At 71.5% G+C, this 22938-nt stretch carries 18 protein-coding genes; 11 read left to right on the top strand and 7 right to left on the bottom strand.

Going from position 1 to position 22938, the window contains the following annotated elements; all coding sequences use genetic code 11:
* The first annotated feature begins 319 nt into the window (after window positions 1–319).
* Complete coding sequence (ychF, locus tag ACSNOD_RS12550; protein WP_436766951.1) at window positions 320–1408, top strand: redox-regulated ATPase YchF; 1089 nt, start codon at window positions 320–322, stop codon at window positions 1406–1408.
* Window positions 1409–1541: 133 nt separating this feature from the next.
* On the opposite strand, the gene ACSNOD_RS12545 is transcribed toward ychF, so the two are convergent.
* The 3 genes from ACSNOD_RS12545 to ACSNOD_RS12535 all read right to left on the bottom strand — a co-directional run bounded on the left by ACSNOD_RS12545 (window position 1542) and on the right by ACSNOD_RS12535 (window position 2929).
* Window positions 1542–1805 carry a type II toxin-antitoxin system RelE family toxin gene (locus ACSNOD_RS12545; RefSeq protein ID WP_093677539.1) on the bottom strand — a complete coding sequence of 88 codons (264 nt, stop codon included), beginning with the start codon at window positions 1803–1805 and terminating at the stop codon, window positions 1542–1544.
* Window positions 1798–2067 carry a type II toxin-antitoxin system Phd/YefM family antitoxin gene (locus tag ACSNOD_RS12540; protein ID WP_436766950.1) on the bottom strand — a complete coding sequence of 90 codons (270 nt, stop codon included), beginning with the start codon at window positions 2065–2067 and terminating at the stop codon, window positions 1798–1800. The genes ACSNOD_RS12545 and ACSNOD_RS12540 overlap by 8 nt, the downstream gene beginning before the upstream one ends.
* A 280-nt stretch (window positions 2068–2347) precedes the next feature.
* Window positions 2348–2929, bottom strand: coding sequence for a Uma2 family endonuclease (locus tag ACSNOD_RS12535; RefSeq protein WP_436766949.1), 582 nt, complete (start codon window positions 2927–2929; stop codon window positions 2348–2350).
* 126 nt (window positions 2930–3055) lie between these two features.
* On the opposite strand from ACSNOD_RS12535, the gene ACSNOD_RS12530 reads away from it, so the two are divergent.
* The 7 genes from ACSNOD_RS12530 (at window position 3056) to ACSNOD_RS12500 (ending at window position 11655) form a co-directional block, all read left to right on the top strand.
* Window positions 3056–4249, top strand: coding sequence for an alpha/beta hydrolase fold domain-containing protein (locus tag ACSNOD_RS12530; protein ID WP_436766948.1), 1194 nt, complete (start codon window positions 3056–3058; stop codon window positions 4247–4249).
* Window positions 4250–4346: 97 nt separating this feature from the next.
* The gene (locus ACSNOD_RS12525; RefSeq protein ID WP_436766947.1) at window positions 4347–5099 is read left to right on the top strand and encodes a GntR family transcriptional regulator; all 753 of its coding nucleotides are present in this window, start codon (window positions 4347–4349) and stop codon (window positions 5097–5099) included.
* A 392-nt stretch (window positions 5100–5491) separates the two neighbouring features.
* On the top strand, window positions 5492–7195 hold the full coding sequence (locus ACSNOD_RS12520) for an APC family permease (RefSeq protein ID WP_436766946.1): 1704 nt from the start codon (window positions 5492–5494) through the stop codon (window positions 7193–7195).
* A gap of 132 nt (window positions 7196–7327) precedes the next feature.
* A complete protein-coding gene (locus ACSNOD_RS12515) occupies window positions 7328–7522 on the top strand; it encodes an SPOR domain-containing protein (RefSeq protein WP_436766945.1) in 195 nt (64 codons plus the stop codon).
* A gap of 112 nt (window positions 7523–7634) precedes the next feature.
* Window positions 7635–8093, top strand: a complete 459-nt coding sequence (locus ACSNOD_RS12510) for a (deoxy)nucleoside triphosphate pyrophosphohydrolase (RefSeq protein ID WP_436766944.1) — start codon at window positions 7635–7637, stop codon at window positions 8091–8093.
* Window positions 8094–8295: 202 nt separating this feature from the next.
* The gene (locus tag ACSNOD_RS12505; protein WP_436766943.1) at window positions 8296–8781 is read left to right on the top strand and encodes an ATP-binding protein; all 486 of its coding nucleotides are present in this window, start codon (window positions 8296–8298) and stop codon (window positions 8779–8781) included.
* Window positions 8782–9054: 273 nt separating this feature from the next.
* A complete protein-coding gene (locus ACSNOD_RS12500) occupies window positions 9055–11655 on the top strand; it encodes a SpoIIE family protein phosphatase (RefSeq protein ID WP_436766942.1) in 2601 nt (866 codons plus the stop codon).
* A gap of 35 nt (window positions 11656–11690) precedes the next feature.
* Here ACSNOD_RS12500 and ACSNOD_RS12495 read toward each other — a convergent pair whose 3' ends face one another.
* From ACSNOD_RS12495 to ACSNOD_RS12480, 4 genes are all read right to left on the bottom strand, one after another.
* The gene (locus ACSNOD_RS12495; RefSeq protein ID WP_436766941.1) at window positions 11691–12461 is read right to left on the bottom strand and encodes a succinate dehydrogenase/fumarate reductase iron-sulfur subunit; all 771 of its coding nucleotides are present in this window, start codon (window positions 12459–12461) and stop codon (window positions 11691–11693) included.
* A complete protein-coding gene (locus ACSNOD_RS12490) occupies window positions 12458–14464 on the bottom strand; it encodes a fumarate reductase/succinate dehydrogenase flavoprotein subunit (protein ID WP_436766940.1) in 2007 nt (668 codons plus the stop codon). Before ACSNOD_RS12490 ends, ACSNOD_RS12495 begins: the two co-directional genes overlap by 4 nt.
* A 16-nt stretch (window positions 14465–14480) precedes the next feature.
* Complete coding sequence (locus tag ACSNOD_RS12485) at window positions 14481–15323, bottom strand: hypothetical protein (RefSeq protein WP_436766939.1); 843 nt, start codon at window positions 15321–15323, stop codon at window positions 14481–14483.
* Between the two features lie 131 nt (window positions 15324–15454).
* Window positions 15455–15760: a hypothetical protein gene (locus tag ACSNOD_RS12480; protein WP_436766938.1), complete on the bottom strand. Its 306-nt coding sequence runs from the start codon at window positions 15758–15760 to the stop codon at window positions 15455–15457.
* A gap of 366 nt (window positions 15761–16126) precedes the next feature.
* Here ACSNOD_RS12480 and ACSNOD_RS12475 point away from each other — a divergent pair, with 366 nt between their 5' ends.
* The 3 genes from ACSNOD_RS12475 (at window position 16127) to ACSNOD_RS12465 (ending at window position 22817) form a co-directional block, all read left to right on the top strand.
* Window positions 16127–18472 (top strand): ABC transporter substrate-binding protein, encoded by a 2346-nt coding sequence (locus ACSNOD_RS12475; RefSeq protein WP_436766937.1) that lies wholly within the window; start codon window positions 16127–16129, stop codon window positions 18470–18472.
* Between the two features lie 251 nt (window positions 18473–18723).
* On the top strand, window positions 18724–20631 hold the full coding sequence (gene typA, locus ACSNOD_RS12470; RefSeq protein ID WP_436766936.1) for a translational GTPase TypA: 1908 nt from the start codon (window positions 18724–18726) through the stop codon (window positions 20629–20631).
* A 572-nt stretch (window positions 20632–21203) separates the two neighbouring features.
* Window positions 21204–22817: a peptide ABC transporter substrate-binding protein gene (locus ACSNOD_RS12465; protein WP_436766935.1), complete on the top strand. Its 1614-nt coding sequence runs from the start codon at window positions 21204–21206 to the stop codon at window positions 22815–22817.
* The last annotated feature ends 121 nt before the right edge of the window (window positions 22818–22938 follow it).

Here is a 22938-nt window from a genome sequence, read left to right as displayed (position 1 = left end):
CAGGCCCGGGGGCGTACGGGCGCCCCGGACCGGCCCGGCGGGCGCCGGCTCCGTGGTCCGCGCCCCGGGTCGGCCGGGGGAGCGGGGCGGACCGGCGCGGCTCGCGCGGGGGCAGATGGGTGCTCGGTTGCTCCACGGCACCAACGTAGGCGCCGGTGCGCGGGGAAAGCGGCGATGGACACGCCGGAGGGGTCAGCTTGGTGGTGTGTTCGCCCGATAGTCCGTACGGGAGGGGCCCGGCACGGGGCCCCGTAGACTGGGGGACCGGCCCCGCCCGGGGCAGGTCCCATTGATCATCCTCGTAACGGGAAGTCGCCACGTGTCGCTCACGATCGGAATCGTCGGTCTGCCGAATGTCGGCAAGTCGACCTTGTTCAACGCCCTGACCAAGAACGACGTCCTGGCGGCCAACTACCCCTTCGCCACCATCGAGCCGAACGTCGGTGTGGTCGGCGTCCCCGACCCGCGGCTGCACAAGCTGGCCGAGGTCTTCGCCTCGCAGCGGACGCTCCCGGCCACGGTGGACTTCGTCGACATCGCCGGCATCGTCCGGGGCGCGTCCGAGGGCGAGGGTCTGGGCAACAAGTTCCTGGCGAACATCCGGGAGTCCGACGCGATCTGCCAGGTCATCCGGGCCTTTAAGGACGAGAACGTCGTCCACGTCGACGGCAAGGTCTCGCCCAAGGACGACATCGAGACGATCAACACCGAGCTGATCCTCGCCGACCTCCAGACCATCGAGAAGGTGCTGCCGCGCCTGGTCAAGGAGTCGCGCATCCAGAAGGACAAGGTCGTCAAGGTCAAGGCGGTCGAGGAGGCCAAGGCGATCCTGGAGGAGGGCACGACGCTCTTCTCCGCCGGCATCGTCCAGGGCGGCGAGCGGGCCGAGCTGCTGCACGACCTGCACCTGCTCACGACCAAGCCGTTCCTCTACGTCTTCAACGTCGACGAGGACGAGCTGACGGATGAGGGCTTCAAGGACGAGCAGCGCGCCCTGGTCGCCCCCGCCGAGGCGATCTTCCTCAACGCCAAGCTGGAGGCGGACCTCGCCGAGCTGGACGACGAGGAGGCCCTTGAGCTCCTCCAGTCCGTCGGCCAGACCGAGCCGGGCCTGGCCACCCTCGCCCGCGTCGGCTTCGAGACCCTGGGCCTCCAGACGTACCTCACGGCCGGCCCCAAGGAGGCCCGCGCCTGGACGATCAAGAAGGGCGCGACGGCCCCGGAGGCCGCCGGTGTGATCCACACCGACTTCCAGAAGGGCTTCATCAAGGCCGAGATCGTCTCCTTCGACGACCTGGTCGAGTGCGGCTCCATCCCGGAAGCCCGCGCGAAGGGCAAGGCCCGCATGGAGGGCAAGGACTACGTCATGCAGGACGGCGACGTCGTCGAGTTCCGCTTCAATGTGTAGCGGGTGACATACCACCACGTCGCTGATCTGACAAACGTGCAGGTCAGAAGGGGTCCACTCCTCCGGGGGTGGGCCCCTAGTTTTTCCCCGTGCTGGATCGGTGCTGGATGTTCTGACGCCGGATCAGTCGACGTCAGGTGTCGTAAACGGTGGAGCGATGCCCGACGTGTACGACCCACACCACGAGCTCCCCGTTGTCGATCGTGTAGACGACGCGGTAGTCGCCGACTCGCAGTCGACGGCGTTCCGGCTGTGACACGAGCGCGGTGGTGTTGAAGCCGAGGGGGTCGCTCTCCAGCTCGGTCAGCTTGGCCAGGATGCGCAGCGCCATGTCGCGGGGGATCTTCCGAAGCTCGGCCTGAGCCTCGGGCCGGAAGACGGTTCGGTACTCACTCACTGCGAGCCAGCGTCTCCCTCATGACGTCCTCGATCGGGATGCCGGGGGCCGGGTTGGCCATGCGCTCGTCGATGATCCGGTTGATCTCGCGCTCTTCCCACTCCTGGTACCTGCGCAGCACCTCGATGGAGACGACGGCGGCGACTTCCTTGCCTCGGCGCGTGATCACTGTGGGTACGTCGTCGCGATCCGCGCGCTCCACGACCTCAGCCAGGTGTGCGCGCACGTCGCGGATGGACTCTATGGGCAGCGGCTGTGTCATGCGCTCAAGCGTACCGGGTGTGCCATGTGTACACCACCTTGGTCGGGCCGCGTGGTGCTGGATGTGCTGGATGAACTCTCACCGTGCTGGATAGGTGCTGGATAACCACATCCGCAACCGTGTTTGCGCAGGTCGGAGCTCTGCGTTGAACGATCCATTCCAATGTGTGATCGGTTCGTTACGGCGCGCTAGTCGATTCGGCAGGCGTGCAGGCCGGAAGGGGTCGGGCTCTGTCGAGTCCGCCCCCTTCCGCGTTCCCGTGCTGACTCGGTGCCGACTTTCAGCCGCTTCGGGGCGGTGTGAGCTTGTCGAGGTCCAGGCTGATCTCGAACGGCACCGGGCGCTGGAGGGTGCCCCGGAAGTTGCCGGCGGGCGCGTAGGCGCGGGTTGGCTCGTCGAGCTCGTAGACATGGACCACGGGCGCGCCGTCCTCGTCCTCGATGCACCAGTAGTGCGGGATGCCGGCTTCCGCGTACTTTCGGAGTTTTACTGTGCGATCGCGATGGGCGGACTCGGGTGACACAGCCTCCACGACGAGCTTCACGTCCTCCGGCGCGTACCAGGTGCGGTCGGGGTCGTAGGGCAGGTCCGTCAGCAGGATGTCCGGCTCGGGACGGTTGCGGGCATCAAGGCGGATCGTCATCTCCCGCTCGACTGCGAAGCCCGTAGGCGCCTGCCCCATGAGCGCGACGGTGAGCATGGTGACGAGGTGACTGTGCCACCACCGCTGCGGGGTCGACCGGAAGACGAGCGCTCCATCGATCAGCTCGGTGTGGCGAGGCGCCTCGGGGAGGCGGTCCAGGTCCTCCGCGAACCAGCCTTCCGGGCGTGGCGGGCGCATCCAGTCGGGCAGCGCGGTCATGGCTCCACCGTAGCCAGCCCACCGGCCCCCGCGTGCGCCGATCGGACCAGTACAGGTGGGCGACGCACCGCCCCGCGGGAAAGCCTGGATGCCTGAGTCCTGGACGTCCCGGGCGAGGAGGCGGGCATGGCGGGATGGCGCGCTGTCCGGCGGTGGCTCTTCGGCGCCGTCCTGCTGACGCTCGCCGCCCTGCACCTGGCGCTGCTCGTCCTCGTCCTCGTGCCGCTGCCCCGGCGCCCCCTGCTCGCCGCGGCGTCCGTCCTGGTGACGTGCTGGAGCACCCCCGCCCTCGCCGGCCCCGCGCTGCTCGGGCTCCTTCTGGCCGTGCCGCCCCTCGTCGTCGCCGGGCGGCGGCGCCGGCGGCCCGGCTGGACCGTGGTGGTGGCGCTGACCACCTCCCTGGCCGCCCTGCTGGGCGGCCTCGCCCCGTACGCCGCCGCCTGGCGGACCGCGCAGGTGCACGGCGAGGGACTCTCCCTGCGGGAACAGTTCTCCGGCGTCAACTACGCGAAGGGCCCCGACCACTCCCGGACGCTGATCTACGGGCGGATCGACAAGCGGCGCATGAAGATGGACGTCTGGCTGCCCCGCGAGCGGCCACGGGCCCGCCGGCCGGCCGTCGTCTGGGTGCACGGCGGCGGCTGGGAGTCCGGCCACCGCAGCCAGACCCCCCGCTGGAACCAGTGGCTCAACGACCGCGGCTTCGCCGTGTTCGACATCGACTACCGGCTCGCCCCGCGCGCCACCCAGCTCCAGCAGATCGGCGACGTGAAGTGCGCCATCGGCTGGGTGCGCGGCAACGCCGCCCGCTACGACGTGGACCCCGGCCGGATCATACTGGCGGGCACCTCCGCCGGCGCCAACCTCGCCCTCTCCGCGGCGTACACCGCCCGCGACCCGCAGCCGCGTGCCAGCTGCCGGGCGCGCGACACCTCCGTACGGGCCGTGGTGTCCCTGTACGGCCCGACCGACATGGCCGGGCTGATCCGCACCGGCGCCGACCCCGCCGACCCCGCGGTGCGCCGCTTCATGGGCGGCTCCCTGAAGTCCGCGTCCGACCGCTTCCGGCTGGGCTCCCCGGCCCAGCTCGCGCGGGCCGACGTGCCCCCCACCCTCCTGCTGCACGGCAGCCACGACCGCCTGGTGCCGGTGGCGCAGGCCAGGGAGCTGTCCGCCCGGCTGAGTGCCGCGGGCGCCGTGCACGAGTACGTCGAGATCCCCTGGGCGGATCATGCCTTCGACTACAACTGGGGCAATTGGGGAACGCAGATCGCGCGCCCCGTTCTGGCGCGCTTTCTCGACGTTCATGCACGCCGCTAGGAAGATCACCACTTCGAGTGATTCTCTGGCCCACGCTTGCGGCCGACAACCGACGGTTGCCACGCTGTTGCAGACTGTCAACCTGTTGGGAGGGCACGTGCCATTCGGTGAGCAGCCCGCGTATCTCCGGGTCGCGGGTGACCTGCGGCAGAAGATCGTCGACGGCTCGCTGCCGCCGCACACCCGCCTGCCCTCCCAGGCCCGCATCCGCCAGGAGTACGGCGTCTCCGACACCGTCGCGCTGGAGGCGCGCAAGGTCCTGATGGCGGAGGGCCTGGTGGAGGGCCGGTCCGGCTCCGGGACGTACGTCCGCGAGCAGCCCGTGCCCCGCCGGCTGGCCCGCACCGGCTATCGCTCCGCCGGCGAGTCGACGCCCTTCCGGCAGGAACAGGCCGACCCGGGCGTCAAGGGCACCTGGGAGTCCGGCAGCGAGCAGGAGGCCGCCGCCCCGGCCATCGCCGAGCGGCTGCGCATCGAGCCGGGGGACCGGGTGATGCGCACCCGCTATCTCTTCCGCAGCGAGGGCGAGGCGGTCATGCTCTCCACCTCCTGGGAGCCGCTGGCCGTGACCGGCCGGACCCCCGTGATGCTGCCCGAGGAGGGGCCGCTGGCCGGGCGCGGCGTGGTGGAGCGCATGGCGGCGATCGACGTGATCGTGGACAACGTCGTCGAGGAGATCTCGGGCCGGCCCGGGCTGGCCGAGGAGGTGCTCGCGCTGGGCGGGGTGCCGGGGCACACGGTCCTGGTCATCTCCCGCACCTTCTTCGCCTCCGGGCGCCCCGTGGAGACGGCGGACGTCGTCGTCCCCGCGGACCGCTTCCGCGTCGCCTACCACCTGCCCGTCAAGTGACCGTGATCGGCCCGTCGGCCCGCGCCTCGCACCGCCCCGACGCACCCCGGCGCCACCCCTCGCGACGCGCCCTCCCGGGCCATGGGTGACTCGCCGAACTCGCCCGCCCGGCCGCGTGAGTGAGCCGCTCGGCCACCCCTGCGAACCCCCGCGGGACCTCCCGCGAGAGCCCCGGTGAACCCCCCTGCGAACCGGCCGAAAACCACCCTTCCCGCCCCGCCGCGCGCTGCCCGAAATGAGAGCCTTCATCCCGTTTCTGGGATGGTCATCCGTGTTGCAAACCTCACATAAGCCCTGGTCAAGGCCGTATTAATGAAGACGATCTTCCAATTCGTCCCTAGGATGGCGCGGTTTGTGTCCTGCTGTGGGGGGCGAAGGGAGAACCAGGAGCATTGAGTACGGAACAGGGTTCCCACTCGAATTACCGACGGTCCCTGGGCACGGTGGCCCTCACGGCCGTCGGTCTCGGGTCGATCATCGGATCGGGCTGGCTGTTCGGCGCCGAGCGCGCCGCCGCGCTGGCCGGTCCCGCCGCGATCCTCGCCTGGGTCATCGGCGCCGTCGTGGCGCTGACCATCGCCCTCACCTACACCGAGCTCGGCTCGATGTTCCCCAAGGCGGGCGGCATGGTGCGGTACGGCCAGTACTCGCACGGCTCGCTCGCCGGCTACCTGGCCGCGTGGGCGAACTGGATCGCGATCGTCTCCGTCATACCCGGCGAGGCGACCGCCTCCATCCAGTACATGAGCTCGTGGGACTTCGCGTGGGCCAGGGGCCTGTTCGACGGCAAGGAGCTCACCGGCACCGGCCTGGCGCTCTCCAGCGTGCTGCTGGTCTTCTACTTCTTCCTGAACTGGTTCGCGATCAGCCTGTTCGCCAAGACGAACAACGCGATCACCGTGTTCAAGGTCGTGGTGCCGGTGCTCACCGCGGGCGCGCTGATCTTCGCCCACTTCGACACCAGTAACGTTACCGACCACGGCGGCTTCGCCCCGAACGGCTGGAGCGCCGTCTTCAGCGCGGTGGCGGTCGCGGGCATCGTCTGGGCCTTCAACGGCTTCCAGTCGCCGCTCAACATGGCCGGCGAGGCCCGTGACCCGGGCAAGTCCCTGCCCAAGGCGGTCATCGGCTCCATCCTGATCGCCCTGGTGATCTACATCGCCCTCCAGGTCGCCTTCCTGATGGCCGTCCCGGCCCAGGACCTCACCGACGCCGGCGGCTGGAGCGGGCTGGCGTACAAGTCGCCGCTCGCCGACCTCTCCATCGCCTGGGGCCTGAACTGGCTCGCGCTGCTGCTCTACGCGGACGCCTTCGTCTCCCCGTCCGGCACCGGCATGATCTACGCCGCCACCACCTCGCGCATGATCCACGGCGTGCAGGAGAACGGGCACCTGCCGGGCGTCTTCGGCAAGGTCGACCCCAAGACCGGTGTGCCGCGGCCCGCGCTGCTGCTCAACCTCGTGGTCTCCTTCGCCTTCCTGGCGGTCTTCCGCGGCTGGGGCTCCATCGCCGAGATCGTCGGTGTGGCCACCGTCATCTCGTACATCACCGGCCCGGTGGCCGTGATGTCGCTGCGCCGGATCGCCCCGGACCTGCCGCGCCCGGTCCGGCTGCGCGCCATGCCGGTGATCGCGCCGGTCGCAATGATCTTCGGCTCGCTGGTCATGTACTGGGCCCGCTGGCCGCTCACCGGCAAGGTCATCTTCATCATGGCGATCGGCCTGCCGATCTGGGCCTGGTACGAGCTGCGCAAGCCGTGGACCGAGCTGAAGCCGCACCTCAAGGCCGGCGCCTGGATGGTGACGTACCTGCTGGTCATGGCCTTCGTGTCCTGGGCGGGCGGCGAGGAGTTCGGCGGCCAGGGCTACCTGGCCCCCGGCTGGGACATCGTGGTCGTCTCCCTGATCGCCCTCGCGTTCTACGCCTGGGGCGTGCGGAGCGCCTGGCGCAACCCGACCCTGGAGCAGGTCTCCTCGGAGATCGCTCAGCGGGCGGACGAGGCGGACGAGGCGGGCGAGGCGGACGGAGCGGCCGGCGGCGGCTCCGACGACGACCGTCCCGACGGGCCGAAGCGGCTCGAACGCGTGGCCGGTTGATGACCTCTTTGTGAAAAGCCGTATCCGTTGCGTAAAGGTCGGGCGTACGCTCGGGCATATGCGGATTGCGGTTTCCTTAGGCGCCGGAACGCAGTGCGCTCGGGCGCACCTGGCCGCGGAAGGGGTGGGGCGATGAGCGACGGCGGCATCGTCCTGCCCTGGCTCGTGATACGCCAGGACGACAACGGCAATCGCTACCGCGTGGGTCGCTATGCGACCCGCGCGGAGGCGGAACAGGTGGCCGACCGGCTCGACGCCCGCGGCCACCGCCAGCTCTACACCGTCGAGCGGGTGGGCGGCCAGCGCCCGCCGGCCGAGGGTCTCTGAGGCCGCCGCGCTCCTCCCGCCGCCGCGCCCCCGCGGGCGGCCCGGGCCGGCCCGTACCGGCCCGCCCGGGCCCGCGCCCGCCCGCGTCGGCCCGCGCTCTAAGCTGACCCGCATGGACGAGGTGCGGATCGTGGTCGGTGGAGCAGTCCTCCACGAGGGGCGGCTGCTCGCGGCCCGGCGCAGCGCGCCGCCCGCGCTCTTCGGTCGCTGGGAGCTCCCCGGCGGCAAGCTCGAACCCGGCGAGACCTCCGGCGAGGCCCTCGTACGCGAACTGCGCGAGGAACTCGGCATCGAGGTCGCCCCTCTCACGCGCATCCCCGGCGAGTGGCCGCTCGGCCCCGGCCATGTCCTCCACGTCTGGACCGCCCGGCTGGTCTCCGGTGAGCCCCGGCCGCTGCAGGACCACGACGACCTGCGCTGGCTGGCCCCCGGCCAGGTGGACGACGTCGACTGGCTCGATCAGGACCGGCCCGCCGTCGCCGAGGCCATGCGGCACCTGACCGCCGACGGAGCCTCCGACGAACCCGCCGACGGGGCCACCGGCGAACCCGCCGACGAAACCACCGGCTGAGCCCCGAACGGTCCTTCGACCGGCCCTTCGACCGGCCCCCCAACCGCACCCCACCCCTGGGGGCGTGCGGGTGAGTTTGTACGCCTTTCGTGCAACCGTGCGCCGCCCAAGGCGATAGCAGGCCCCCAATATCGGGTATGTGCTCACTATCCCCCTGAAAATGGACAGAGGGGTATCGAGCGGGGCCTGCCATGGTCAGGAAGTGGTTGGCGTGAGCGACACCACAGGGGCTGCCGGCGCACTGCCGCCCACCGTCCTCCATGACGGCGCCGGGCCGTACGCCGACGACGTACGCCGCGACGGCTCGTTCTGCGCCGAATGGAGCTTCCCCGCCCAGCCGGACGCCGTGCGCACCGCACGCTCGCTGGTGCGCGACACCCTGGCCGAGTGGGGCCTCCAGACCGTGGTCGATGTGACGGTTCTGCTGGTCAGCGAACTGGTCACCAACTCTTTGCGGTATGCCAGCGGCCCCATCGGGGTACGGCTGGAGAGACCGCCCACCGCGGGTTCGCTCCTGGTCGAGGTCTCCGATCCGCTGCCGGACCCACCGCTGGAGCGGATGGCCGCGGTGGACGACGAAGGGGGCCGGGGACTGCAATTGGTCGCGGCTGCCTCGCACCGCTGGGGCACCAGGCCGGGGACGTCGGGCAAGACGGTGTGGTTCGAGCTGGGCCTGCCCGCCCAGTGACCTGCCGGCCGAGGTGACCACCCGCGAGGTGGCCGCCCAGCGAGGTGGCCTTCGCCCGGTTAGCGGAGGAACGGCCCGGTTAGGAGACAGGGGGAGTGTTGATCACGGCCGAGGGCGTCGCGTGACGAACCGCGCCACGGGTGACGCCGCGAGACAGCCGAGTCCATAGTTGAAACCGTGCTGTGATCGTGAAGGCCGTGTTCCGAGTGGTGTTCGTGCTGGATACTCGGCGAGTCCGGTCCGGGCACGAGTGAGCTGGAGGGGACGGGGCGCGTGAACGGAATACCAGCGGCGAGGGCCGGTACGCCCGAGGAATCCGGCGTCGCACCGGTGTGGCAGAGCAGCCCGCCCGGAACGCTGTACGACTACATCGGGGTGGCCTCGTTCTCCCTCGGTCCGGACGGCCGGATCGACCGCTGGAGCGAGCGCGCCGCCGAACTCCTGGGCATCCCCGCCGCTCAGGCGCTCGGGAAGGACCCCGTCGAGGCGTTCGTGCCGCCCGAGCTGCGCACCCTGGGCCATCGCAAGGTCGAGGAGATCCTCGACGGCCGTGACTGGATCGGGATGGTGCCCTATCGCGCCTTCGACGGCTCCGGCCGGGAGGGCGTCGCCCAGCTCTACGTCATGCCGACGGCGGACGAGAGCGGCCGGCGCGGGGCGCTGTGCATCGTCGTGGACGCCCGCGCCCTGCGATCGATCGAGACCGATCTCGCCGCGTCGCAGGCGATTTTCGGTCAATCTCCGCTGGGCTTCCTGCTGTTTGGTACGGACCTGAAGATTCTACGGGTCAACGAGCGCTTCGCCACCGTTTTCGGCCGGCCCGCCGCGGAACACCGCGGCCGCGGCCCCCACGACTACCTCGCCCGCCCCGAGGCCGACCGGCTGACGGCCGCGCTGCGCCAAGTCCTGCGGACCGGTGAGCCGGTGACGGACATGCAGCTGGTCGGCACCGTGCCCGGCGACCCGGAGCGGCACCGCTGGTCGGTGAGCCTCTACCGGCTGCACAGCGGCAGCGGCCGGCCCATCGGGGTCGCCGGCCTGACCACCGATGTCACCCGGCGCCGCAACGCCGAGCGCGAGGCGGCCAGCGCCCGCCGCAACCTCGCGCTGCTCAACGAGGCGGGCGCCCGCATCGGCAACTCGCTGGACCTGGAGACCACCGCGCGCGAGCTGCTGGACGTGGCCGTGCCCCGCTTCTGCGACCTGGCCTCGGTCGACCTCTACCAGGGCCTGCTGGCCGGCGACGAGGCGCCGCCCGGACTGAGCGACGGCTGCGGCGAACTGCGCCGGGTCGCCTTCGCCAGCGCCGTCTCCGACGCCCCCCTCGCCCCGGCCGACTCCTGCTGCCTGGACGGCGACCGGGGCGGTCCCGTCGTGGTCGGCGCGGTGCACCGCTACCCGTTCAACTCCCCCTGCGCCGGTGCCCTGCGCACGGCCCAGCCCCATGTCGTACCGGGACAGGACGGGGACGACGGGCCGGAGCTGGGGGCCGTGGTGCAGTCCACCCTCGTCGTGCCGATGGTGGCGCACGACACCGTGGTCGGCCTGGTGCAGTTCTCCCGCACCAAGGGCAGCGAGCCCTTCGGCGAGCGGGACACCGCCATCGCCGTCGAACTGGCGGCGCGCGCCGCCGTCTGCATCGACAACGCCCGGCTTTACCGCAGAGAGCACGAGCGGGCCCTCATCCTCCAGCGCAGCCTGCTGCCCCCGGGGGACCCCGAGGCCAGCGGGCTCGACATCGCCTGCCGCTATCTGCCCGGCAACACCGCGACCGAGGTCGGCGGCGACTGGTTCGACGTCATCCGGCTCCCGGGCCACCGCACCGCCCTGGTCGTCGGCGACGTCATGGGCCGGGGCCTGCGGGCGGCCGTGGCCATGGGCGAGCTGCGCACCGCCGTACGGACCCTGGCGCTGCTCGATCTCGAACCCGCGGAGGTGCTCTCCGCCCTGGACGAGATCGCCCGGGGCCTGGGGGCGCCGGCGGGCGCCCACCCCGGAGCGCACGGCCCCACCTGCGGTTCCCGGGGCTCGGACCGCTCCTCCGACCTCTCCGAGGTCTACCTCGCCACCTGCGTCTACGCCGTCTACGACCCGGTCACCCGGCGCTGCACCTTCGCCAACGCCGGCCATCTGCCGCCGGTGCTGGTGGAGCCGGGCGAGTCCGCCCTGATGCTGGACGTGCCGCCGGGCATGCCGCTGGGCGTCGGCGGCGAGCCGTTCGAGGAGGTGGAGGTCGAGCTCCCCGACGGCGCGCTGCTCGCGCTCTACACCGACGGCCTGGTCGAGTCCCGCGACCACCCCCTGGACGAGGGGCTGAGCGCGTTCCGCACGGCGCTCGCCGATCCCGGCCGGCCGCTCGAGGACGTCTGCGACCATGTGCTGACCACCCTCGACACCCACCACGGCGAGGACGACATCGCCTTGCTGATGGCCCGGGTCCAGGGCCTGACCGCCACCTCCGTGGGCGACTGGAAGCTGCCGCCGGAGCCGCAGTCCGTCGCGCGCGCCCGGGAGCTGGCCCGCGCCCAGCTCGTCACCTGGGGGCTGGACGCCCTGGTGGACACCACCGAGCTGCTGGTCAGCGAGCTGGTGACCAACGCCCTGCGCTACGGCGAGGGGGAGATCCGGCTGCGGCTGCTGCTCGACCGCACCCTCGTCTGCGAGGTGTGGGACGGCGGCTACGTCCAGCCGCGGCGGCGGCGCGCCCGGGACACCGACGAGGGCGGCCGCGGCCTGCAGCTCGTCGGGTTGCTCAGCTCGGCCTGGGGCAGCCGGCGTACCCCGCACGGCAAGACGGTCTGGTTCGAGCTGGCCGTCCCGGAGGGCGAGGCGACCGGACCCGACCCGGTGGAGGCCCTGCTCAGCCTCTACTGACCGCTCCCCGCACCGGCCGCTCCCCGCACCGACCGCTATCCGCGCCGCCGGCGAATCGTGTTGCCCAGCCACACCAGCGGGTCGTACTTGCGGTCCACCGCCCGCTCCTTGAGCGGGATCAGCGCATTGTCCGTGATCTTGATGTGCTCCGGGCACACCTCCGTGCAGCACTTGGTGATGTTGCAGTACCCCAGCCCGTGCTCCTCCTGCGCGGAGCGCTTGCGGTCGATGCCCGCCCCGGCCGCCGCGTCCAGCGGGTGCATGTCGAGCTCCGCGACCCGCATCAGAAAGCGGGGACCGGCGAAGGCCGCCTTGTTCTCCTCGTGGTCGCGCACCACATGGCAGGTGTCCTGGCACAGGAAGCACTCGATGCACTTGCGGAACTCCTGCGAGCGCCCCACGTCCTCCTGCCGCATCCGGTACTCGCCCGGGCCCAGCCCCGGCGGCGGCACGAACGCCGGCACCTCGCGCGCCTTGTCGTAGTTGAACCCCACATCGGTGACCAGGTCCCGCACCACGGGGAAGGCCCGCATCGGGGTGATGGTGATCGTCTCGTCGCGGTCGAAGACCGACATCCGGGTCATGCACATCAGCCGCGGCCGGCCGTTGATCTCCGCGCTGCACGAGCCGCACTTGCCCGCCTTGCAGTTCCAGCGCACGGCCAGATCGGGCGCCTGGGTGGCCTGGAGCCGGTGCACGATGTCGAGGACGACCTCGCCCTCGTTGACCTCGACCCGGAAGTCGGTCAGACCGCCGCCCTCGGCGTCGCCGCGCCACACCTTGAAGTGGGCCTTGTACGAGCTCACCGGCTCAGCTCCTCGTCCGTCAGATACTTCGCCAGCTCGTCCTTCTCGAAGAGATCGAGCAGATCGGGCCGGATGGGGTCGCTCTCCCGCCGCTCCAGCCGGATCTGGCCCAGCGCCGGGTCACCGGTGCCGCCGGCCGGGCCGCCGGTGGTGTCGGAGAACCGGCAGACCAGGTTGATCCGGCGCCAGCGCCGGTCCATCTCGGGGTAGTCGTCGCGGGTGTGGCCGCCCCGGCTCTCCCGGCGCTCCAGGGCCGAGCGCGCCACGCACTCGCTGACCAGCAGCATGTTCCGCAGGTCGATGGCCAGGTGCCAGCCCGGGTTGAACTGCCGGTGGCCCTCGACGCCCGCGCGCCGGGCCCGTACCCGCAGCTCGGCCAGCCGCTCCAGCGCCTCCGACATCTCCTCGCCGCGGCGGATGATGCCCACGAGGTCGTTCATCGTCTGCTGGAGCTCCTGGTGGAGCGTGTACGGGTTCTCGGACGGGGGCGCCATGGGCCCGCCGTTCGGGTGGCCGGCCGCCGCCGGGGAGCCCTCGGCGCTGAACGGCCGCAGGGCCTCCGCCTCCGCCGCGTCGATGTCCAGGGCGGCGGGCACGGGCCGGGCGCCGCCGGAGAGCGCGGCCGCGTGCCGGGCCGCGTACAGGCCCGCGCGGCGGCCGAAGACCAGCAGGTCGGACAGGGAGTTGCCGCCGAGCCGGTTGGAGCCGTGCATGCCGCCGGCCACCTCACCGGCGGCGAAGAGGCCGGACACCCCGGTGGCGGCGGTGGTGTCCGGGTCGACGTCCACCCCGCCCATCACATAGTGGCAGGTGGGGCCGACCTCCATGGGCTCCGCGGTGATGTCCACGTCCGCCAGCTCCTTGAACTGGTGGTGCATGGACGGCAGCCGGCGCCGGATCACCTCGGCGGGCATCCGGGTGGAGACGTCGAGGAACACCCCGCCGTGCGGCGAGCCGCGCCCGGCCTTCACCTCGGCGTTGATGGCGCGCGCCACCTCGTCGCGGGGCAGCAGCTCGGGGGGCCGGCGGTTGCGGTCGGGGTCCTCGTACCAGCGGTCGCCCTCCTCCTCGGACTGGGCGTACTTGTCCTTGAAGACATCTGGGATGTAGTCGAACATGAACCGCTTGCCGTCGCTGTTGCGCAGCACCCCGCCGTCGCCGCGGACCGACTCGGTGACCAGGATGCCCTTCACCGACGGCGGCCAGACCATCCCGGTCGGGTGGAACTGGACGAACTCCATGTTGATCAGCCGGGCGCCGGCCAGCAGCGCCAGCGCGTGCCCGTCGCCGGTGTACTCCCAGGAGTTGGAGGTCACCTTGAAGGACTTGCCGATGCCCCCGGTGGCCAGCACCACCGCCGGCGCCTCGACGACGAAGAAGCGGCCCGACTCGCGCTCGTAGCCGAAGACCCCGCAGACCTTGCCGTGGCCCGGGGCGGAGCCGGCCGCCGCGCCGTTGGAGGAGGTGGTGAGCACCCGGGTGACCGTGCACTCCTGGAAGATCTTCAGCCGGGCCTCGTAGTCGCCGAACTGCCGCTTGTCCTCCTGCTGGAGGGCGACGATCTTCTGCTGGAGGGTGCGGATCAGCTCCAGGCCGGTGCGGTCGCCCACGTGCGCGAGCCGGGGGTACTCATGGCCCCCGAAGTTGCGCTGCGAGATCCGCCCGTCGGCGGTGCGGTCGAAGAGCGCGCCCCAGGTCTCCAGCTCCCAGACCCGCTCGGGCGCCTCCTTGGCGTGCAGCTCGGCCATCCGCCACTGGTTGAGGAACTTCCCGCCCCGCATGGTGTCGCGGAAGTGGACCTTCCAGTTGTCGCCCTCGTTGACGTTCCCCATGCTCGCGGCGATGCCGCCCTCGGCCATCACCGTGTGGGCCTTGCCGAAGAGGGACTTGCAGATGACGGCGGTGCGGGCGCCCTGCTCCCGCGCCTCGATGGCGGCTCGCAGCCCGGCGCCCCCCGCACCGACCACGACCACGTCCCACGACTGCCGGTCGACTTGCGTCATGGTGTCCGTATCCCTCTCAGAAGAACCGCGGGTCGTCGAAGGCGCCGGTCGCCAGCAGATAGACGTACAGATCGGCGAGCGCCACGCTGATCAGGGACGTCCAGGCGAGCAGCATGTGGCGCTCGTTGAGCTTGGAGACCCAGCCCCACATCCGGTAGCGCACCGGGTGCCGGGAGAAGTGCTTGAGCCGGCCGCCGATGATGTGCCGGCAGGAGTGGCAGGACAGGGTGTACGCCCAGATCAGCACGATGTTGACCAGGAAGATCAGGGTCCCCAGGCCCATGTGTCCCCAGGCGTAGGTCTCGTCCCGGAAGGCGAGGACCGTGTCATAGGTGAGGATGCCGGCCACCGGGATCGCCGCGTAGAAGAAGTAGCGGTGGATGTTCTGGAGGATCAGCGGGAAGCGGGTCTCGCCGGTGTACTTCGCGTGCGGCTCGGCCACCGCGCAGGCGGGGGGCGACGCCCAGAAGCCGCGGTAGTACGCCTTGCGGTAGTAGTAGCAGGTCAGCCGGAAGCCCAGCGGGAAGATCAGGATGAGCAGGGCGGGGGACAGGCCCCACCAGCTGCCGAAGATCTCCCAGTTGGGGCCGCCGCGCATCGGCGCGCAGTTCTCCGCCAGGCACGGTGAGTAGAACGGCGAGACGTACGGGGCGGCGTAGTAGTCGGCGTTCGCGAAGGCGCGCCAGGTGGAGTACACGACGAAGGCGAGCAGCCCGGCGGCGGTGGCCGCGGGCGACAGCCACCAGCGGTCGGTGCGCAGATGCCGGGCGGGGATGGCGGCACGGGCGGGGGCGTGCACCCCGCCGCGCGCGCCACTGGAGTCGTCGGTGCTCGTCCGGGGGTCGGTGCCAGTGGCCAAGAGGGACTCCGGGTGGAGTGGGGGCTACGTCGGTGGGGGCGTGACGCCGCCGGGCGCGGGCGCGGCACCGGTGGACGGCGCGCGCGGGGGCGCGTACCGGCACCGGCCGCCGGCCCGGCGGCGGCGGTCCGCTACGGCGCGCGCCGGTCGCGGGCGCCGAGCCCCTCGTCCTCGGCGTCCGCCCAGAGCGCGGCGTTGTAGGGGGTGTCCGGGATGGTGACCATCTCGGTGAGCGGTGTGGTGTGCCGCGCCGGGCCGGCGCCCGGGCCGCCCGCGCTCTCGCTCAGCAGGGCGAGGCTCTCGCGCAGGTGATCGGTGTCGGCGCGCACGCGACGGATCTCCAGCCCGTTGCCGAGCTGCTGTTCCAGCCGGCCCACCGTGCGGGTCAGATCGTCCAGACAGCGCTGGGCGGCCGACAGATCGTCCTTCAAAGACATGGCCCTCACCTCCGCGGGTGCGGCTGGGGACGGGATCGCGAACGCTCGTACGGCGGTGCTGTCCGGCACCGGACCGTCGAGACGGGACCCGACAGTACCCCCGGACCCCGGAGAGTGTCGCGCGTCACACGAGGCGTTGGGAAGAGCGCGTGCGCAGATCGCGCACGAGGAGGGCGCGTGGCGTGCGGCGTGCGCCCGAGGGCATGGGCCGGCGCGCCCTTCCGACCCGCGTCCGCTTGCTCCGCCCGGGTGGCATACGGGCCCGGCGCGCCGTGTCGGCGTGCCGCGGCCGGGCGCGTCGCCTTCAGTGGTGCCGGTTCGGCGATTGATGTGATGAGCGCCGCAGGAGCCCCCGGAGGTACCACCATGTCCATCCACGGCGCCGGCGGCGGAGCGTCTCCCCTCCCGCGGGGGGCCGGGCGGAGCGCCGCCCCGGTCCAGGGCGCGGCGGGCGGTGCGCGTACGGGGTCGGGCCCGCGGTCGGGGGTTCGGCGCCGGGCCGCCGCCCTGCTGCTCACCGCCGTACTGCTGCCGCTGCCCGCCCTGGCCGGCTGCGGCGGGGACGAGGACGAGGGCGCCGCCGCCGCTGCCCAGGACCTGGCGGTCGCCCCTCGGGACGCGGTGCGCGAGAACGGCACCCTGCGCTGGGCCGTCGACGCGCTGCCGGCCACGTACAACGCCTTCCAGACGGACGCGGACGCCGGCAGCGACCGGGTGGCCGGCGCCGTGCTGCCCGCGCTGTTCACCCTGGACGCCCGGGGCCGCCCGCAGCGCAACGCCGACTATCTGGTGGCCGCCGACGTCGTCGAGCGCGAGCCCCGGCAGGTGGTGCGCTACCGGCTCAACCCGAAGGCCGTCTGGACCGACGGCCGGGCCATCGGCAGGGAGGACTTCGAGGCCCAGTGGACGGCGCTGCGGGGCCGGGACACCGCGTACTGGACGGCGCGCAACGCCGGCTACGACCGGATCGACCGGATCGAGGGCGGCAAGGACCCGTACGAGGTCAGGGTCACCTTCGCCAAGCCGTACGCCGACTGGCAGTCGCTCTTCACCCCGCTCTACCCGAAGAGCGTCATGGGCAGCCCGGCCGCGTTCAACGACGGCGCCCGTACGGAGCTGAGAACGACCGCGGGGCCGTTCTCCGTCAAGGAGCGGGACACCCGGAAGAAGACGCTCACCCTGGAGCGCAACCCCCGGTGGTGGGGGGAGCGGGCCAAGCTGGAGCGGCTGGTCCTCAGCGCCGTGCCGCGGGAGAAGAGGGCGGCGGCCCTGGCGGCCGGCCGCCTCGACCTGGCGGAGATCGACCACGCCACGGCGGAGCGGATTCACCGTGCGGCGCAGCCGGAGCCGAGCGGGGAGGCGGAAGCGAGCGGGCGGCCCGAGGCGAGCGGGGAGACCGATCCGAGCGCGCGGCCCGAGGCGAGCGGCGAGACCGATCCGAGCGCGGAGGCCCGGCCGAGCACGGGGACCGGGCCGAGCACAGGCGCCGGGCCGAGCACCGGGGCCACGGGCCGCACGGCCCCCAGGAGCGCCGAGCCCGCCACCGAGGACGCGCGGGGCCGGGCGAGCGCGCCCGACGGTGAGGACGACGCCCGGGGCGGCCAGGACGGCCGGGGCCCCGAGCGGGCCGCCCCCGCCCGCTCCGACGCGGCGGCCGCCCTGCGGGCCTGGGCGCTGGCCAACGGCGGCCCCGCCGACCGGGCCCTGGCCAAGGTGGAGCGCAAGGCCACCCTGGAGGCGGCCCGGAAGGCCCTCGAGTCCGTCCGGAAGCAGTCGGCGGAGCGGACCGCGCTGCGCCGCTTCACCGTCCGCAAGGCCCTGGAGCCCGCGTACACCCAGCTGGCCATCAACGGCGCCTCCGGCCCCCTGGCCGACGAGCGGGTGCGCCGGGCCATCGCCCGCGCCATCGACCGGCAGGCCATCGCCGACGAGGTCTTCAAGCCGCTGGGGCTGCCGGCCCGGCCCCTGGGCAGCCATCTGCTGATGGCGGGGCAGCCCGGCTACCGGGACAACAGCGCCGCGCTCGGGGACCAGGACCGCAAGGCGGCCCAGGCCCTGCTCGCCGACGCGGGATGGCGGCCCGGCGGGGCGGCCGGCGCCCGGGCGGGCGTGGCGGGCCACGGCCCGGAGCACGGCGACCGGCCGGGCCGGCCGCAGGCCGCGCGGGTCGACGCCCGGACGGTCAGGAAGGACGGCAAGCCGCTGAGTCTGCGCTTCGTGCTGCCGTCCGCCCCCGGCTCGGAGCGGCTGCGGGCCGTCGGCGACCGGATCGGCCGGATGCTGGAGACCATCGGCATCCACACGGAGATCGTGCGGGTCAAGGACGAGAGCTACTTCAAGGACCACATCGCCGCCGGCGACTACGACCTGGCCCTCTACTCCTGGCCGGCCACCGCCTACCCCGCCACGGACGCCCGCCCGGTCTTCGCCAAGCCGCAGCCCGCGCCCGACGGCTCCCTCACCGTGGAGCAGAACTACACCCGGGTGGGCACCGACCAGATCGACCAGCTCTTCGACCAGGCCGTCTCCGAGCTGGACGGCGGGGCGTCGCGGGAGCTGGTGGACCGCGCGGACGCCCGGATCTGGGCCGCGGCCGGCTCTCTTCCCCTCTATCAGCGGCCGCAGCTGGTGGCGGTCAGGAACGAGCTGGTGAACGCCGGCGCCTTCGGCTTCGCGACCCCGCGCTACCAGGACATCGGCTTCCGCCGCTGACGGCACGCGCGGCCGGGCCCGGCCCGGGGCCCCGGGCCGCTCCGGGGCGGTTCCGGGGCGGCCCCGGGGAGCCGCCCCGGGGCTCCGGAGGCGGCCGGGGGAGAGCCGCCCCGGGGACTCGGGAAGCCCCGTTTGCCGCGCACACGTACCATGGGACTCAGCCAGGGCGCCCTCCGCCCGGCGGGCGTACGAGGACCGCAGACCCACTCCAGACGCCTGATCCCACGATCCGAGAGAAGCGCCAGCCACCCATGCCCACGCGCCACGACATCCGTAACGTCGCCATCGTCGCCCACGTCGACCACGGCAAGACGACCATCGTCGACGCCATGCTCAAGCAGGCGGGGGCCTTCGCCGCCCACCAGCTCGACTCGGTCGACGACCGCATGATGGACTCGAACGACCTGGAGCGTGAGAAGGGCATCACGATCCTCGCCAAGAACACGGCGGTGAAGTACCACCCCAAGGACGGCGGGGCCCCGATCACCATCAACATCATCGACACCCCCGGCCACGCCGACTTCGGTGGCGAGGTCGAGCGCGGTCTGTCGATGGTCGACGGCGTGGTGCTGCTGGTGGACGCCTCCGAGGGCCCGCTGCCGCAGACCCGCTTCGTGCTCCGCAAGGCCCTGCAGCGCCGGATGCCGGTCATCCTCTGCATCAACAAGACGGACCGCCCGGACTCCCGGATCGACGAGGTCGTCAACGAGACCTACGACCTCTTCCTGGACCTGGACGCGGACGAGGAGCAGATCGAGTTCCCGATCGTCTACGCGTGCGGCCGTGACGGCATCGCCTCGCTGACCAAGCCGGAGGACGGCACCGTCCCCGCCGACTCCACCAACCTGGAGCCGTTCTTCTCCACCATCCTGGAGCACATCCCGGCCCCGGTGTACGACGAGGAGGCCCCCCTCCAGGCGCACGTCACCAACCTGGACGCCGACAACTTCCTCGGCCGTATCGCGCTGGTCCGCGTCGAGCAGGGCGAGCTGCGCAAGGGCCAGACGGTCGCGTGGATCAAGCGTGACGGCACCATCGCCAACGTCCGCATCAGCGAGCTGATGATGACCGAGGCGCTCACCCGCAAGCCGGCCGAGGTGGCGGGCCCCGGTGACATCTGCGCCGTCGCCGGTATCCCGGACATCATGATCGGTGAGACGCTGGCCGACCCGGAGAACCCGATCGCGCTGCCGCTGATCACGGTCGACGAGCCGGCGATCTCCATGGTCATCGGCACGAACACCTCGCCGCTGGTCGGCCGGGGCGCCACCGGCAAGGGCGCGGACAACAAGGCGGCCGTCAAGGACCGCAAGGTCACCGCCCGCCAGGTCAAGGACCGCCTGGACCGCGAGCTGATCGGCAACGTCTCGCTGCGCGTCCTGGACACCGAGCGCCCCGACGCCTGGGAGGTGCAGGGCCGCGGTGAGCTGGCGCTGGCCATCCTGGTCGAGCAGATGCGCCGTGAGGGCTTCGAGCTGACCATCGGCAAGCCGCAGGTGGTCACCAAGGAGATCGACGGCAAGGTCCACGAGCCGGTCGAGCGCATGACCATCGACGTGCCCGAGGAGCACATGGGCGCCGTCACGCAGCTCATGGGCGTCCGCAAGGGCCGGATGGACAACATGTCCAACCACGGCTCCGGCTGGGTGCGCATGGAGTTCGTCGTGCCGTCCCGCGGCCTCATCGGCTTCCGTACGGAGTTCCTGACGCAGACCCGCGGCACGGGCATCGCCCACTCGATCCACGAGGGCCACGAGCCGTGGTTCGGCACGCTCCAGACCCGTAACAACGGCTCGCTGGTCGCCGACCGCTCGGGTGCCGTCACCGCCTTCGCGATGACGAACCTCCAGGAGCGCGGCGTGCTCTTCGTGGAGCCGGGCACCGAGGTGTACGAGGGCATGATCGTCGGCGAGAACTCCCGCTCCGACGACATGGACGTCAACATCACCAAGGAGAAGAAGCTCACCAACATGCGGTCGTCCTCGGCCGACTCGTTCGAGGCGATCGTCCCGCCGCGGAAGCTCTCGCTGGAGCAGTCGCTGGAGTTCTGCCGCGACGACGAGTGCGTCGAGGTGACCCCGGAGGCCGTCCGCATCCGCAAGGTGAACCTGGACCAGCGCGAGCGCGCCCGCGCCGCCTCGCGCGCCAAGAACGGCTGACCCGCGGAGCGCGGCTGACCCGCGGCGGCGGGACGCTCCGCCGAGCGCGGCTGACCCGCAGCGGCGGACGCTCCGCCGAGCGCGGCTGACCCGCAGCGGCGGACGCTCCGCCGAGCGGCCGAGCCGCCGCGGCGGCCCGGCCGTCCCGCGGCGGACGCTCCGTCAACTCAACGGCCCGGCACCCCCTCGTGAGGGTGCCGGGCCGTCGTTGTGGGATCTTGTTCTCGGGGGGTTGTTTGTCAACTGCCTTTCACCAGTCGGACGTCCGGATACCGGTGAGCGCCCTCCGGATGTGGTGTTAACAGTCCGTTTCGTGCGTGTCTGTATGGACTCTTTTTGTCCGGATTTCGAACGCCGGGTTGCGATTGATGTGACCAAACCGAGATCCCTTACGTGTGGTTTATGGGGCTGGTGTGCTCAATAGTGGGGTCCATTGAGCTCGGGTCAATGGGTCACGCGCGGTTGGGGAGCGCCGACTCACGAGCACGGGGTGCTGGTCGTCGCTGTCAGGGGTGTCAGTGCGCGACCGGCGCCCTTCCATTCGGACAGTGGACTCCTGAGGAGGCATACCCATGCGCGGTGCCCAGAGCGCCAAGTGGGTCGCGGGGGCGATAGTCGTGGCCTTGGCCGCGACCGCCTGTGGCGGCAGTGGAAAGAGCAACTCCGGTTCGGGCAAGCCCGAGGGCTATGTCTCCGTGGACATCGGGGAGCCGCAGAACCCCCTGATGCCCGCCGACACCAACGAGACCCTCGGCCACTACGTCGTCGACGCGCTCTTCACCCAGCTGGTGGAGTTCGACGACAAGAGCAAGATCGTCTACACCAACGCCGAGTCCATCAAGACCGAGGACTCGAAGACGTGGACGGTCAAGCTCAAGCCGGGCTGGACGTTCCACAACGGCGAGAAGGTCACCGCCCAGTCGTACGTGGACGCCTGGAACTGGGGCGCCCACATCAAGAACAACCAGAAGAACAGCCTCTGGTTCAACGACATCAAGGGCTACGAGGACGTCCACCCGGAGAAGGGCAAGCAGCCCACCGCGGACACGATGTCCGGTCTGAAGGTCGTCGACGAGCTGACCTTCACCATCGAACTCTCCAAGCCCGTCCCGTACTTCGAGTACAAGCTGGGCTACACCACCTGGGCCCCGCTGCCGAAGGCGTTCTACGAGAACCCCAAGGCGTTCGGCGAGAAGCCGGTCGGCAACGGCCCGTACAAGTTCCAGAAGTGGGACCACAAGAAGCTCATCCAGGTCGAGGCGTTCGGCGACTACAAGGGTGAGGACAAGCCCAAGAACAAGGGCATCCAGTTCAAGAACTACGCCACCGTCGAGGCGGCCTACCAGGACCTGCTCTCCGGCAACCTGGACCTGATCCGCCAGGTCGGCCCGAAGGACCTGCCCAAGTACAAGAAGGACCTGGGCGACCGCGCGTTCGACCAGCCGTACGCGGCCGTGCAGTCCATCGTCCCGGCGTACTACAGCGACACCTTCAAGGGCATCGACCCCAAGGTGGTCCAGGGCCTGTCGATGGCGATCGACCGGCCGACCATCACCAAGACGGTGCTCAACGGCAGCCGTGAGGCCGCCACCAGCTTCACCCCGCCCGGTGTGGTCGGCAACCAGAAGGACCTGGGCATCGACCTCTTCACCTTCAACCCCACGAAGGCGAAGGAGCTCATCGCCGAGGGCGGCGGCGTCCCCGGCAACAAGCTCTCCATCCAGTACAACGCCGACGGCGGCCACAAGGAGTGGGTCACCGCGGTGTGCGAGAGCATCCGCCAGAACACCGGCGTCGAGTGCGTGGGCGACCCCAAGCCGGACTTCCAGGCCGACCTGGACCAGCGTGACGCCAACAAGGTCAAGTCGATGTACCGCGGCGGCTGGGTCGCCGACTACCCGCTGAACGTCAACTTCATGCGGGAGCTCTACCGCACCGGCGCCGAGGCCAACAGCGGCCGCTTCTCCGACGCCGGCATCGACGAGCTGTTCGCCAAGGGCGACAACGCGGCGACCCTGGACGAGTCCGTGAAGGCCTACCAGGAGGCGGAGAAGGCCATGGCGCAGAAGATGCCGGCCATCCCGCTGTGGAACTACCGGATCAACGGCGGTTATGGCAAGGACGTCGGCAACGTGAAGATCAACTTCCGTGGCGACTACCTCATGACCGACATCACCACCAAGTAATCCTCTCGGGGATCACCCAGCATCCGGCACCCAACCGCTCCCCACCGTGACCCGGTGGGGAGCGGCCCGGGGGGGGGGGGGGGGGGGGGGGGGGGGGGGGGGGGGGGGGGGGGGGGGGGGG

Source organism: Streptomyces sp. URMC 123, from assembly GCF_051386515.1.
Taxonomy (GTDB): domain Bacteria; phylum Actinomycetota; class Actinomycetes; order Streptomycetales; family Streptomycetaceae; genus Streptomyces.
This window is presented reverse-complemented; position numbering and strand designations above follow the sequence as displayed.

Coding starts and splice junctions, on each gene's coding strand:
- ACSNOD_RS12515 (WP_436766945.1), top strand. CDS start 7,328: ATGAGCGACGGCGGCATCGTCCTGCCCTGGCTCGTGATACGCCAGGAC.
- ACSNOD_RS12540 (WP_436766950.1), bottom strand. CDS start 2,067: ATGACACAGCCGCTGCCCATAGAGTCCATCCGCGACGTGCGCGCACAC.
- ACSNOD_RS12510 (WP_436766944.1), top strand. CDS start 7,635: ATGGACGAGGTGCGGATCGTGGTCGGTGGAGCAGTCCTCCACGAGGGG.
- ACSNOD_RS12465 (WP_436766935.1), top strand. CDS start 21,204: ATGCGCGGTGCCCAGAGCGCCAAGTGGGTCGCGGGGGCGATAGTCGTG.
- ACSNOD_RS12490 (WP_436766940.1), bottom strand. CDS start 14,464: ATGACGCAAGTCGACCGGCAGTCGTGGGACGTGGTCGTGGTCGGTGCG.
- typA (WP_436766936.1), top strand. CDS start 18,724: ATGCCCACGCGCCACGACATCCGTAACGTCGCCATCGTCGCCCACGTC.
- ACSNOD_RS12480 (WP_436766938.1), bottom strand. CDS start 15,760: ATGTCTTTGAAGGACGATCTGTCGGCCGCCCAGCGCTGTCTGGACGAT.
- ACSNOD_RS12475 (WP_436766937.1), top strand. CDS start 16,127: ATGTCCATCCACGGCGCCGGCGGCGGAGCGTCTCCCCTCCCGCGGGGG.
- ACSNOD_RS12535 (WP_436766949.1), bottom strand. CDS start 2,929: ATGACCGCGCTGCCCGACTGGATGCGCCCGCCACGCCCGGAAGGCTGG.
- ACSNOD_RS12530 (WP_436766948.1), top strand. CDS start 3,056: ATGGCGGGATGGCGCGCTGTCCGGCGGTGGCTCTTCGGCGCCGTCCTG.